This is a genomic window from Marinococcus halophilus (genome assembly GCF_002265875.1).
Taxonomy (GTDB): domain Bacteria; phylum Bacillota; class Bacilli; order Bacillales; family Marinococcaceae; genus Marinococcus; species Marinococcus halophilus.
On record NZ_NPFA01000009.1, the window covers coordinates 61,660 to 75,232 of the forward strand.

At 48.9% G+C, this 13,573-nt stretch carries 11 protein-coding genes; 2 read left to right on the forward strand and 9 right to left on the reverse strand.

What is annotated here, in order from left to right; all coding sequences use genetic code 11:
- The first annotated feature begins 287 nt into the window (after positions 1-287).
- The gene (locus tag CHL76_RS10635) at positions 288-599 is read left to right on the forward strand and encodes a hypothetical protein (RefSeq protein ID WP_079474230.1); all 312 of its coding nucleotides are present in this window, start codon (positions 288-290) and stop codon (positions 597-599) included.
- A 73-nt stretch (positions 600-672) separates the two neighbouring features.
- Positions 673-1,263, forward strand: coding sequence for a GNAT family N-acetyltransferase (locus CHL76_RS10640; RefSeq protein WP_094908532.1), 591 nt, complete (start codon positions 673-675; stop codon positions 1,261-1,263).
- Between the two features lie 18 nt (positions 1,264-1,281).
- Here the strand turns inward: CHL76_RS10640 and gatB are convergent, their stop codons facing one another.
- The 9 genes from gatB to CHL76_RS10685 all read right to left on the reverse strand — a co-directional run bounded on the left by gatB (position 1,282) and on the right by CHL76_RS10685 (position 13,344).
- Positions 1,282-2,718: an Asp-tRNA(Asn)/Glu-tRNA(Gln) amidotransferase subunit GatB gene (gene gatB, locus CHL76_RS10645; protein ID WP_079474228.1), complete on the reverse strand. Its 1,437-nt coding sequence runs from the start codon at positions 2,716-2,718 to the stop codon at positions 1,282-1,284.
- A 16-nt stretch (positions 2,719-2,734) separates the two neighbouring features.
- Positions 2,735-4,192: an Asp-tRNA(Asn)/Glu-tRNA(Gln) amidotransferase subunit GatA gene (gene gatA / locus CHL76_RS10650; RefSeq protein ID WP_094908533.1), complete on the reverse strand. Its 1,458-nt coding sequence runs from the start codon at positions 4,190-4,192 to the stop codon at positions 2,735-2,737.
- 17 nt (positions 4,193-4,209) lie between these two features.
- Positions 4,210-4,500 (reverse strand): Asp-tRNA(Asn)/Glu-tRNA(Gln) amidotransferase subunit GatC, encoded by a 291-nt coding sequence (gatC, locus tag CHL76_RS10655; protein ID WP_079474226.1) that lies wholly within the window; start codon positions 4,498-4,500, stop codon positions 4,210-4,212.
- A gap of 110 nt (positions 4,501-4,610) precedes the next feature.
- Positions 4,611-5,816, reverse strand: coding sequence for a CamS family sex pheromone protein (locus tag CHL76_RS10660; protein ID WP_143745376.1), 1,206 nt, complete (start codon positions 5,814-5,816; stop codon positions 4,611-4,613).
- 138 nt (positions 5,817-5,954) lie between these two features.
- Positions 5,955-7,958, reverse strand: coding sequence for an NAD-dependent DNA ligase LigA (gene ligA / locus CHL76_RS10665; protein ID WP_094908534.1), 2,004 nt, complete (start codon positions 7,956-7,958; stop codon positions 5,955-5,957).
- Positions 7,959-7,972: 14 nt separating this feature from the next.
- Positions 7,973-10,195: a DNA helicase PcrA gene (gene pcrA / locus CHL76_RS10670; protein ID WP_094908535.1), complete on the reverse strand. Its 2,223-nt coding sequence runs from the start codon at positions 10,193-10,195 to the stop codon at positions 7,973-7,975.
- Between the two features lie 72 nt (positions 10,196-10,267).
- Positions 10,268-10,954: a heptaprenylglyceryl phosphate synthase gene (gene pcrB / locus CHL76_RS10675; protein ID WP_094908536.1), complete on the reverse strand. Its 687-nt coding sequence runs from the start codon at positions 10,952-10,954 to the stop codon at positions 10,268-10,270.
- Positions 10,955-11,171: 217 nt separating this feature from the next.
- Positions 11,172-11,486 carry a YerC/YecD family TrpR-related protein gene (locus CHL76_RS10680; protein WP_091615863.1) on the reverse strand — a complete coding sequence of 105 codons (315 nt, stop codon included), beginning with the start codon at positions 11,484-11,486 and terminating at the stop codon, positions 11,172-11,174.
- Between the two features lie 115 nt (positions 11,487-11,601).
- Positions 11,602-13,344, reverse strand: a complete 1,743-nt coding sequence (locus CHL76_RS10685; RefSeq protein ID WP_094908537.1) for an adenine deaminase C-terminal domain-containing protein — start codon at positions 13,342-13,344, stop codon at positions 11,602-11,604.
- Between the last annotated feature and the right edge of the window lie 229 nt (positions 13,345-13,573).

A 13,573-nucleotide genomic window follows, 5' to 3' on the forward strand; every position in this document is an offset into this window, starting at 1 on the left:
GAAAATAAATGCCTAAATTATCAAAGTTTATAAAGATAGGATTAGTTGTCGGAGCAATGGCTTATACTTTCGCTTCCGGTGACTTCACAGTAGCTGTTCACTTACCAGGCGCAGCTTAGACCTAATTAATAACTATTTTTAAGTGCAAACCGTCACCCTCGACACGTTTCACACCATTAACCAAGCTTACCCCTGTTATATTTTTTGTATCCCTTGCAGTTTAGCTGGCAGGGGATTCTTTTTTATTACTTAATCACTGATCATTCATCGACATAGGAGGAGCAGCCATGCATCGGGATCAACAGATTGCTTACTTTGTAGATCAATTCTTGTACCAGTTGGATCGAGCGGATGAACCAGCCGAGCTTTCCCATCTCCGCGACCGTGTATTTACCCAGGGCGCCCGCATCGATACCCGCCTTCCTTATATTGAAATGATGGGAACACTCTGGCACAAGCATCCCCCAATTTTTCAGGAGGCACTTGAGGAAGACCCTGTCTGCTACGGGCTTTTAGTTGATATGTTTCAGCATATTTCCCCAAACCAGTTCGTTTATATGCGCTGGCGGCTGCGAGAATGGGCCAGGCTTTCCGCATGATTAGAAAATGGGTTACATTTGGTAGAATATCGGGAAAATAACCTCCACCTATAGTTTTCGGAGGGGATAACAAATGGCTGAGTTCACCGTGGATTCTCAAGTATACCTTCGTCCATTTAAGGAACAGGATGCTCCCGATTACCTGCAGCTCGTCGAGGACAATCGTTCTTACTTACGGCACTGGCTCCCCTGGGTCGATAAGACACGAGAACTGCGCGACGTGCTCCGCTTTTTCGAATACCGTGCTAAGCTCGCCCGCCGCGGCTCTTCCTATACGTTTGGCATCTGGTATGAAGGCAGCCTTGCCGGCGCGATCAGCTTCAATCACGTGTACCGGCTCACCCGGCGCACCGTCATCGGCTACTGGCTGGCCGCTTCGTTTCAGGGCAGAGGCATTATGACCCGTGCCGTACAGACATTAACCGATTACGCGTTCCGGGACATTCATCTCCGGCGGGTAGATATCTGCGTAGCTCCGGATAACCAGCCCAGCCGTTCGATTCCCGAGCGTCTCGGTTTCGAAAAATACAAATATGTACGTAATGCTGAATGGCTGTATGATCATTACGTGGACCACGTTGTTTATACCATGCGTTCACGCTTTTGGTTTCCCGCTATCCTCGATGCCGGGATAGAGCCTACAACAAAAACCCCGCAGTTTTAGCTGCGGGGTTTTTCCTCGTTAGCGCTGTTCCATGCCTTCAAGAATTAAAGAGTTCACCATCTGCGGGTTGGCTTTTCCTTTCGTTTCTTTCATCACCTGGCCGACTAAGAAGCCGAGCGCTTTATCTTTTCCGTTTTTATAGTCTTCAATCGACTGCGGGTTATTATCTAGTATGCCGTCGACTACCTGCTTGAGTTCTCCTTCATCGGAGATCTGCATGAGCCCTTTGTCTTTTACGATCTGTTCCGGATCGCCACCCTGTTCCATCACATCAGCAAAAACCTGCTTGGCGATTTTGCTTGAAATGGTACCTTTTTCAATGAGCTCAATCAGCTTGGCGAGCGACTGCGGCGTAAGCGCCGTTTCTTCGATATCCATATCGTTATTGTTTAAATACCCGCTCACCTCGCCCATCAGCCAGTTGGCTGTAAGCTTGCTGTCCGCTCCGGCATTAACGGTTTCCTGGAAAAAGTCCGCGATTGCTTTGGACTGTACCAGCACCGATGCGTCATATTCGGAAAGACCGAAGTCCTCAATGTAACGCTTCTTCCGCGCGTCCGGCAGCTCGGGAATTAGTGAACGGATTCGTGATTTCCAGTCTTCATTAATATAGTAAGTGACCAGGTCCGGCTCCGGGAAGTAACGGTAATCATCCGATCCTTCTTTGATACGCATCAGAATCGTTTCTTTTTTCGCGTCATCCCACCGGCGCGTTTCCTGCAGTACTTCCCCGCCAGCAAGCAGTTCTTTTTCCTGGCGTTCTTCTTCAAACGCCAGCCCTTTTTGCACGTTTGTAAACGAGTTCAGGTTTTTCAGTTCGGTTTTCGTACCGAATTCCTGCTGCCCTGCCGGACGGATAGAAATATTTGCATCACACCGGAGAGAACCTTCTTCCATTTTGCAGTCGGAGACGTCCGTGTATTGCAGGATCGCTTTTAGTTTTTCCAAATAAGCGTATCCTTCCTCCGGGGTCGTAATATCCGGCTCGGATACAATTTCGATTAGCGGCGTGCCGACACGGTTAAAGTCGACGAGAGAGTGCCCGCCGTCTTCGTCGTGCGTCAGCTTCCCTGCGTCTTCTTCCATATGAATGCGGGTGATACCGATACGTTTTGGCCCGTTTTCTTCTGTTTCAATATCAATCCATCCGTTCTCTCCAATTGGCTGGTCAAATTGGGAGATTTGGTAGGCTTTTGGATTGTCGGGATAAAAATAGTTTTTCCGGTCGAATTTCGTTTCTCCGGCAATATCGCAGTTCATTGCGAGCGCTGCTTTCATGGCGAAGTTCACTGCCTGCTCATTCAAAACCGGCAGCACTCCCGGGTGGCCCAGACAGACCGGGCAAGTATGCGTGTTCGGAGGAGCACCAAATTCAGTTGAGCAGTTACAGAAAATTTTTGTATTTGTTTTTAACTCTGCATGGACTTCGAGTCCAATGATTGTTTCAAAGTTCATGATCCTGGTTCCTCCCCTATAATTCCGGTCTGGCTTTATGGTGTTCAGTTGCCTGCTCAAATGCATGGGCAACTGTATAAATTGTTTCTTCGGCAAACGGCTTGGCTATAATCTGCAGGCCGACCGGCATGTTATCCGAGAAGCCGCACGGAACAGAGATAGCCGGGATACCAGCCAGGTTTACCGGAATAGTCAGAATGTCGTTGGCGTACATGGTAAGCGGGTCATCGAGCTGTTCTCCGAGCTTAAACGCGGTCGTTGGCGCTGTCGGACCGACGATAACGTCATAATCAGCAAATACTTTTTCGAAGTCCCGGCGGATCAGCGTCCGCACCTGTTGAGCTTTCTTATAGTACGCGTCGTAATAACCTGCGCTCAGCGCGAATGTGCCGAGCATAATCCGGCGCTTCACTTCCTCACCGATTCCTTTGCTGCGGGTTTCTTTATACATTTCCACCAGGTCTTTTGCATTTTCATCGCGGACACCGTAACGGACGCCGTCAAAGCGGGCCAGGTTGGCTGAGGCCTCTGAAGAAGCGATTAAATAGTAGGCAGCAACCGCGTATTTCGAATGCGGAAGAGAAACTTCTTCCCATACAGCGCCCTGCTGCTTCAGAACTTTCAGCGCTTCAAGCACCCGCTGTTTGACGCCTTCATCCACGCCTTCTCCGATGTATTCGGACGGCACCCCAATTTTCAGGCCTTTGACATCCTTGCCAAGTGCTTCTAAATAATCCGGCACCTGCACATCTGCAGAGGTTGAGTCGTTTTCCGAATGGCCGGCAATCTGCTGCAATACATAAGCATTATCTTCCACCGAACGGGTGATCGGCCCAATCTGGTCCAGAGAAGAAGCAAAAGCAACGAGACCGTACCGGGATACGCGCCCGTAGGTTGGCTTTAACCCGACAACTCCGCAGTAGGAGGCAGGCTCGCGGATGGATCCGCCTGTATCAGACCCTAACGAAAACAGCACTTCGCCGGCTGCCACAGAGGCTGCCGAACCACCGCTCGAACCGCCTGGAACGTAATCGGTATTCCACGGGTTTCTCGTTTCCTGCATGCCGGAGTTTTCCGTCGAGGACCCCATGGCGAATTCGTCCATGTTCAGCTTCCCGATGGTTACCGTCTCTGCCTCTCCAAGCTTATCCATCACGGTCGCATTATGAACCGGTTCGAAGTTTGCAAGCAGCTGGCTTGCACACGTAGTACGCAGATCCTCAGTAATAATATTGTCTTTAATTCCTGCCGGCAGGCCGAATAAAAACGGTACCTCGCCGCCGTTTTGTATCTGCTTGTCGAGCTTTTCTGCCTGGTCGAGTGCCCGGTCTTCATTCAGTGTCAAAAACGCTTTTACGTCTGCATCCACTTCACGGATACGGGCAAATGAAGCTTTTACCAATTCGGCGACTGTTACTTCCTGATTTTTTATCTTTGTATGTAACGACGCTACACTTTCTTCCAAAATGGACATACGTTATCTCCCTTCTTTTACTCCAGCACGGATGGTACTTTGACCTGGCCGTCTTTTTGTTCCGGAGCATTTTTTAATGCTTCCTCCCGGTCAAGCGATGGTTGAATGGTGTCTTCACGCAGGACATTGTGAATATCCAGTACGTGGGATGTCGGCTCCACGTCACTCGTATCAAGTTCATCGAGCTGTTCAGCAAATCCAATGATCGCATCAAGCTCTTCAGTCAGCTTTTCCACATTCTCATCTGAAACAGAAAGTCGTGCCAGATGGGCCACATGCTCTACGTCTTCTTTTGAAATATGAGCCATTAATTTCTCCTCCTTTAAATGCTTCTGTCGTTCTTCTGTCGTGACAATACTCTGATCATATCAAAGAAAAAGGAAAGCGGGCAACTGTGCCCACTTCCCGCGTTCACAAATTATTCATTGTATACGTGAACGTACATATCTTCTCCCGGCTCTTTAGTAATTAACGCTTCCTGGCCGGCTGAGGAATTAATATTCACTTCTACTTCCAGGCTGCTTGGGAAAATGTCTTCCACTTTATCCGCTACGTGCTGGGTAAAGGCGATGATTTCTGTTTTGCTGTAAAATTGAATCGGGATATCGACCCTCATGCTGTCGAGTTCGCCATTGACGTAATGCCCCTCGCCGACAACCCCGACCGTCTCAGCAAAAAAGGTGTTCACTTCGTTCGAAAATTCATTAAACATTTCCGAATCAGAACGGTTGTTTTCCTCTGCCTCCGAGGAAGGGAACAGGTAGTTTGATTCATTCAGCTCGTTCCAGTTTCCAGGCTCCTGCCCCGGCTCTGCCATCCCGGTGGCAATAAATGTACCCGGGACGCTTGAATCCCTTGGCGCCTCCTGGAAGACAGTAAACATAATCGGAACTTCTTCGATCCGATCTGCATTTTCGCGATCATTATTCCGCAGACGTTCGGTAATTTCCCCCGCAATACGCTTGGCATCCTCGAGGGCATTTTCCTCACTGATGGATTCCTCAAGCCACGGACCGTATGTACCGTCTTCATATTCTTCGCGGAAGTAATATGTTTCGTTCATAGACAGCCCAATAACAATGCCGCCGAGCTCAAGGCTGCCGTTGCTTCCTTCTTCCATATAGTTATGCTCAAGCAGGTTGGACATGGTTCTCGGCTGGCCGCGTTCGCGCTCCTCAAACCCATCACCCTCACTTCCGGCAAGCGGCGGGTTCAGTCCGCTCGGCCTTGTCGTTGACTGTCCGTCTTCTTTTTCTCCCTCCCGGAGCAGCCAGTTGTTTAATTCATCACGTTTAATGATCTGGCCTTCCCGGAAGTAATAGTTGTCCTGGCTGAATTCTTCCGAGGCAAGCTCCTGCATGCCAATTTCCATCCGCTCAAGGTCAAAGCGGTTATAAACAACGGCACTACTGAGCCCGCGTGATTCACCGGTAACGTATTCCCCGTCATCGGTGAGTACAGCCCGGTAGTACTCATCCAAACTGGGAATACCGGCGCTTAGTGATAAATCTTCTTCTGATTCCGGCTGGGAGTCCTCTGTTTCCGACTCCCCCCCGCCAAACAACCCGCATCCTGACAATGCAAACACGGAAGCAGCTATAACAAGGCCGGCTCTTTTCCGCATGATATCATTTCCTCCATTCCCGGCGTTTCCTTGCAGAAGTTTTTCCCTCTTTTCTGCATCCAGAGGTTTACATTTTTTCTTTTCACTTTCTATCTTAGAAGGTATGGCCGAGTGAAACAAGCTACTTTTATCTTCTTTTTATTCTCTTGTCTGCTCGATCAGCTGCTGCTCGTTCCAGACTGTGACATCCAGCTCTCTCGCTTTTTCCAATTTAGAGCCGGCTTCTTCTCCTGCCACTACGATATCAGTGTTACTGCTGACGCTGCCGGTGACTTTACCACCTAACGCTTCAATGCGTGCTTTAGCATCCTTTCGGGCCAGCTCCTGGAGTTTTCCGGTAAGGACCACTGTTTTCCCGCTAAATACTGTATCTGTCGCCTGTTCTGATTTCCGCGGGCCTTTGTATTCCATATTCAGTCCGAGCCGGCGCAGCTCTTCAAGCAGTTCCGAAACATTGTCCTGTTCAAAATAACTGACGATGGAATCAGCTACCTTCTCGCCAATGTCATAAATAGCGAGCAGTTGTTCTTTATCCGCCTGTTCAAGCGCCTCCATCGTACCGAACTCCTCGGCCAGGGTCCGGGCAGCTTTGGAGCCAACAAACCGGATCCCAAGGCCGAATAGTAAACGCTCCAGCGAATTTTCCTTGGACGCTTCAATGGCGTTCAGCAGATTATCAACGGATTTTTGCCCCATCCGCTCAAGCTCGAGCAGTTCGTCCCGGTCAAGCTTATAGATGTCTTCAATACCAGACACTAATTGGTGCGAAAACAACTGTTGGATTACTTTCTCCCCGAGGCCATCAATATTCATCGCTCCCCGGGAAACAAAATGAATCAGCGCTTCCTGCAGTTGGGCTGGGCAATTAGGGTTGATGCAGCGAAGAGCCACCTCCTCCTCGAGGCGCACGAGTTCTGTCCCGCAGGAAGGGCATTCCGTCGGCATTTCAAACTCCTGTTCATCGCCCTCCCGGAGTTCTGTCAGCACCCGTACAACCTCCGGGATAATATCTCCGGCTTTTTTGACGACGATCTGATCGCCAAGCTTAATTCCTTTTTCCCGGATCAGGTCTTCGTTATGAAGTGACGCCCGCTGCACCGTCGTCCCCGCCACTTGAACCGGTGTCAGTTTCGCCGTCGGAGTTACAACGCCGGTACGTCCAACGCTCAAAATAATATCCTCAAGTGTGGTCACTTTTTCTTCCGCCGGGAATTTATATGCTGTTGCCCAGCGCGGGCTTTTGGCTGTAAAGCCAAGATCCTCCCGTTGTCCCAGGTCGTCCACCTTAATTACAACACCGTCAATTTCATAGGAAAGCCCGTTGCGATTTTCCGTCCAGTAGTCCACGAACTCCAGCACTTCTTCAATGGTCCGGCATTTTTTGGTTTCCGGATTTACTTTGAACCCGAGCTGATCCATATAATCAAGCGACTCGGCGTGCGTATTCACATCCAGTTCATCATCATTGCCAGCGCCGTAAAGAAAAATATCCAGGTTCCGCTTAGCCGCAATTTTCGGATCAAGCTGCCGGAGCGACCCCGCAGCTGCGTTGCGTGGATTCGCAAACGGTTCTTCACCATTTTTTTCTTTGTCTTCATTCAAGCTGAGAAACGAGCGTTCAGGCATAAACACTTCCCCGCGTACTTCAATATCCACTGCCTCGTCAAGACGCAGAGGAATCGCCCGGACGGTTTTCAGATTATGGGTGATATCTTCCCCGGTAGTGCCGTCACCCCGGGTAGCCCCAAGAACGAATTGGCCGTCTTCATAGGAAAGCGACACTGCCAGGCCGTCGATTTTCAATTCACACACATACTCTACATTATCGCCGGTCACCTGGCGCACCCGCCGGTCAAAGTCCCGGACATCCTGTTCATTAAACACGTTACCGAGGCTCAACATCGGAATCCGGTGCTGCACCTTGCGAAACCCCTCCAGAGGGGCCCCGCCAACCCGAACCGTTGGAGAGTCGGGAGCCTGCAGATCCGGAAAATCATTTTCAAGCTGGATCAGCTCCTGCAGGCGTTCATCGTATTCCGCATCCGGCACGATCGGATCGTCTTTCACATAGTAATAATAGCCGTATTTATCCAATAGCTGGCGGAGTTTTTCCACGCGTTCTTCTGCTTGTTTTCTCTCCATCGGCTTCTTCCTTTCTACGCTTTTTCAATCGGAGCGAATGTAGCCATCAGCCTTTTGACGCCTTCGCTCGGAAAGGCAATATCAAGTTCCATGTCATTGCCTTCACCACGTACGCTGACCACCGTGCCAGTGCCCCATTTTTTGTGCTTGGCTTTATCACCGATACTCCAGGCCAGGTCGCTTCCTCCGCTTGGCGTCGGTGCTTTGCTTTCCCGGGGGGCCGCTGTTGCGGCCTGGCGCTTACGCTCAAATGGGGAAGCCGTTTTCCCGGCGGCAGGCGCCTGCCGTTTTTCTTCGCGTCCGGATAGAAGCTCCTGCGGAAGCTCCTGGATAAACCGAGACATCGGATTCGCCTGCGTTCGTCCGTACTGCATTCGCATAGAAGCGTGGGTCAGATGAAGCTCCTGCTCGGCCCGGGTCATCCCGACATAGGCAAGCCGGCGCTCCTCCTCCATCTCTTCAGGCTCGAACAGCGACCGATTGTGAGGAAAAATTCCTTCTTCCATCCCGATAAGAAACACTGTCGGAAACTCGAGCCCTTTCGCAGAGTGCAGTGTCATCATCGCTACCTTATCCCGCACATCCGTTTCATCGTTTTCATTTAAGTCAGCAACAAGTGCCAGGTCTGTTAAAAAAGAAATTAATGATTTGTCCTCACTCCGCTTTTCAAACTCCTGGGCTACCGTCATAAATTCCTCCAGGTTTTCGAGGCGGCTCTGCGACTCAAGCGAGCGTTCATTTTTCAGCGCTTCCCGGTATCCGGTTTTTTCCAGCAGCTCTTCGACCAGTTCGGTAACCGACAGATAATCCTGCATCTGCATCCAGTGGTTCATCTGTTCGGCAAAGGACTGCAGTTTCTTTGTGGGTCCGGCGCCGAGGCCAATCTGGTCGGCCTCCTGCAGCGCATGGATAAGCGAAATATCCTGACTGGCAGCGTATTTTGTGACTTTTTCCATTGTCGAAGCCCCGATACCCCGTTTCGGTACGTTCACAATCCGTCCAAGGCTGATATCATCGTCCGGATTCGCGACCGTCCGCAGATAGCCAAGCAGATCCTTAATTTCCTTACGGTCATAGAACTTGGTGCCGCCGATCATATTGTATTCCACGCCCGACTTTACGAACATTTCCTCAATTACACGGGACTGGGCATTTGTCCGGTACAAAACGGCAATATCACCGTGGCGGATGTCTTTCTTTCTCGTAATTTCTTTAATCTTATCCACCACATAATACGCTTCATCACGTTCATTGGAAGCCTGGAAATAATAGATGTTTTCCCCGTCCGGATTCGACGTCCAGAGCGTCTTTTCTTTCCGCCCGGCATTGTTTTTAATCACTTCATTTGCCGCGCGCAGGATCGTTTTCGTCGACCGGTAATTCTGTTCGAGGAACACGGTGACCGATTCCGGATAATCGCGCTCAAAGGAAAGAATATTTTGTATATCCGCCCCGCGCCATTTGTAAATGGACTGGTCTGAATCCCCTACGACACAGAGATTGTGGCGCTTTTCTGCAAGCATGTTAACAAGCATATACTGCGCCCGGTTGGTATCCTGGTATTCGTCTACGTGAATGTACTGAAACTTCCGCTGATAAAACTGCAGTACCTCCGGGACGTCTTCAAACAGCTGAATTGTTTTCATAATCAGATCGTCAAAATCAAGAGCATGATTGTTCCGAAGCCTGCGCTGGTACTCTTTGTACACATCCGCTGCGATTTCTTCAAAAGGCCCTTCCGCTCTTTCTGCGAACTGCTTTGGGGTTTCCAGCACGTTTTTACTGGATGAAATCATACCGAGAATCGCCCGTGGCTCAAATTTTTTCGAGTCAATATTCTGGTCTTTTAAAATCTGCTTGATCACAGACAGCTGGTCGCTTGCATCCAAAATTGAAAAGTTCCGGTTATAGCCAATCCGGTCGATGTCCCGGCGCAGAATGCGGACGCACATTGAGTGGAACGTCGACATCCATATGTCTTCAGCAACCGGGCCAACGAGTTTGCCGACACGTTCCTTCATTTCCTTCGCTGCTTTATTTGTAAAAGTAATGGCAAGAATCGCGTAGGGAGGAATCATTTTTTCTCTGATTAAGTAAGCAATCCGGTGGGTTAATACCCGGGTTTTTCCGCTTCCAGCACCGGCCATAACCAAAAGCGGACCTTCTGTATGCTGCACCGCCCGTTTCTGTGGCTCGTTCATTCCGGATAACATGCGCTCAATGATTTGTCGCTGCATGGTGCCACCGCCTTTCGTAAGTATTAAGGAACATACGTTCCTATCCAGTATAGCGAATATTTGCGATTCATGCTACGGCCTGACCGCCTTGACGGTCTGCACTGCTTTTTTGATGTTCTCATACACGATGTCCCCGACTACAATAGTGTCGGCATAAGCAGCCATCTCCGCCGCCTGTTCTTTCGAACGAATGCCGCCGCCGTAAAAAAGCCTTGCTTCGCTTAACGTTCTGCGTGCTTCCTGGACCATTCGTACGTCTCCATACGTCCCGCTGTACTCTATATAAAAAATCGGAAGGTGAAATAACCGGTCCGCCATCGCGGCGTACGCTTCAATATCTTCTTCCGTCTGTTCAGTCTCCGCGTCTGTCAAAACTGCAGCTTTAGCTTCAGGATTTAAAATGCAGTAGCCCTCTGCGAGCACTTCCTCCTGCTCCAGGGCCGGCCCCATTTTCTTCAGAGCCTTCTGATGCAGCCCGGTGATCCATTGGGCATCTCCGGCATTTAGAACCGTTGGTACGAGATAGCAGTCAAAGCCGGGAGTTACCGCCTCTATATTTGAAATTTCAAGTGCGCATGCGACCGGGAACCTCCGCACCCGGGCCAAAAGGTTTAATGTATTATCAAGAGTGACTCCATCGCTTCCTCCTACAATCACCGCATCTGTTCCAGATTCACATATTTGTTCTAAATCTTCGTCGCTGATCGACTTCGCCGGATCCAGCTTGAAGGCATGTTCCCATTCTGAATATGATAGCATCCTCTTGTACTCCCTTTATGAAAATAGATAAGACCGGATTGAAAGCGTCTGATGCTTGAAACATCCAAATATTCCGGGCCTTTCTGCTTTTCGTTCTTCAGTCTTTCATTATACCAAATCCGCTGCTGTTACTAAATAAACTTATTTGGCTGTTGCCGCAAAAAAACTCCCAACCGGCAGTCCGTTGGGAGTTTTATACGCGTCTGTCTGTTACGCTCTATTGTGAGTCCTGCTCCTGTTTTTCATTGTGCACGCGGTCGAGAGTCATTTGGTAACTGTCGTTTCCATAATTCAGGCACCGTTTCACACGTGATATGGTTGCGGTGCTCGCACCGGTTTCCAATTCAATTTTATGATACGTATATCCGTGCTGAAGCATTCTCGCTACTTCAAGCCGCTGGGCAAGTGATTGAATTTCATTAATCGTGCATAGATCGTCAAAAAATTCATAGCACTCATCAATATTTTTTAACGAAAGGATCGCCTGAAAGAGCTGGTCGAGCTCTTTTCCCCTTAATTTGTCAATCTGCAACACACTACACTCCTTTTTGGCTACGTGACAGACGAAGGCATTTATTCATATAACGACGCGCGAAACAGTTCCATGCAAGCTGAAACTAGCTGATATCAGTACCTGCTTTTACAGTTTAACGCATAATGGCAGGAAAGAGTACCATTTTTTTATGAACGTCATATATACCTTTTTGTGTAACCCTGATGTACGGGAGATGAGTCGCTGCAAAAAATAAAAGAGAATAAATTGGATCATCGTGTGGATAGCCCCTGTTTTTCAGCGCGGCTACAATTTTTTCATGCTCAAAAATAACCTCTTCCATCGGCTTCGAGGACATCAGGCCGAAAATATCCAGGGAGATATGCTCCACCACTTCCCCGTCTTCAACCAGAAAAATTCCGCCTTTATTTTTTATCAGTTCCCCGGCAGCCTTTTCCATATCTTCCTTGTGCTTACCGATCATAATAATATCGCCGTTGTTATTAAAAGAAGAAGCAAATCCGTCCACCTTAGTCGCAAACCCTTTTAAGATTGTATTAACACGCCAGTTCCCGTAACGGTCAATGACCATGAAAAAGGATTCATCATGTGTTTTCCAAAGCTCGTCATTATTTGCTTCAATACCGATATGATACGGCTTTAAAATAACGGAATTCACCAGTTCAATTCCCATCGGCATGGAAAAGTGAAAATCGCTCTCCTTTAATTTCCAATCAATTTCAAGCGGCGTCACTCCGTACTTTTCCCATTCAAACGGCTTCTTCGGATACAGGTTCGTTTCGTCCTTGTACACCCACTGCCCTTTGGCGAGCACGGCCTCCGGTCTCGGGTCTCGCTTATCCGATAAAATATTCAGATGGGCGAGCCTTCCCGGCGCAATCATACCGATTAAATTGTCGAGTCCCAGGTGAACCGCCGCATTATACGAGCCCATTTCATACGCATCGATTTCCGGCACGCCTTTATCCAGGCAGATTTGAATCGTTCGATCGATTACTCCATTTTTATAAAAAGCTGGAGTAGACCCGTCAGTATTCAGCGTAAAGCGCCGGAAATCTGTAATTCCAGCCTCCAGCAGGCCTTCAATCATTTCCGGAAGATCCGGGCGGATCGAAGAATAACGAAGGGAAGTCACAAGCCCCGCGTCCAGCCGGCGAAGTGCCTCCTCCGCTGTCATTGCTTCATGCTCGCCGTCCACGCCCAGCAGCGCCATCTGTGTAATCGTCGATACTGAAGAGCCCGGCAGGTGCCCTTCAATTGGTTTATTCAGTTCCTTCGTATACTGCATCCAGTGTAAAATCGTATCGTTGCCGGTCAGTACCTTAGGCCAGGAAGTCAGTTCCCCGCCCTGAACAACCAGCGGATGCTCCAGCCAGTCCTTCATGTTGGACGGCGAAAACCATCTGTCTTCTTCTTCCAGTTCAGTCTGCGAATCATAGCGGGCCCACCAGAACATGGATGTAGGCAGCTCCCCGAGATCTTCAATAGCAGCCAATGCCTGGTATTTTTCCATATTTAAAAACAGAAACAAATTATCATTTACAAGCGTGGTGGTACCGCGTACAGAAGCATATTCCGCCAGCGTCTGCGGGCTGTAGAGTTGAAACGGATGAGCGTGCGGCTCAATGTAGCCCGGTACCACCCACTTCTCGCCGCAGTCGACTATTTCTGAACCCTCTGTTTTCTCAGGCCATTCCGGCCCGGCGTACATAATGCGGTCGTCATATATCCAGATATGTCCGCGACTCCAGCTTTTGCGGGCACTGTTTAAGTACGTTGCATCTTTTAAAATAATAGAGGGAGCCGTCTCGCCCCTCATCACGGAAAGATGCTCTCTCAATGTTGATTTGCTCCAATGATACAGCTTATTTGCCATTCAAACATCTCTCCTCTTGCACACAGTTCGTTACTCGACTTCATTTTCCCTATCATATCACAAATGTAAACGCTTTTTTATATTTTCAGGTGACAATTTTGAAACGTTTTCCTTTTTTTACAACTGTTTTTATAATTTCATAAAAATAATGACACAGTTTAAATTAATTGTCAGAATTCACTCAAAACATTAGGAATAATTATAATGAAAGCGATAAAACTGTACTAAT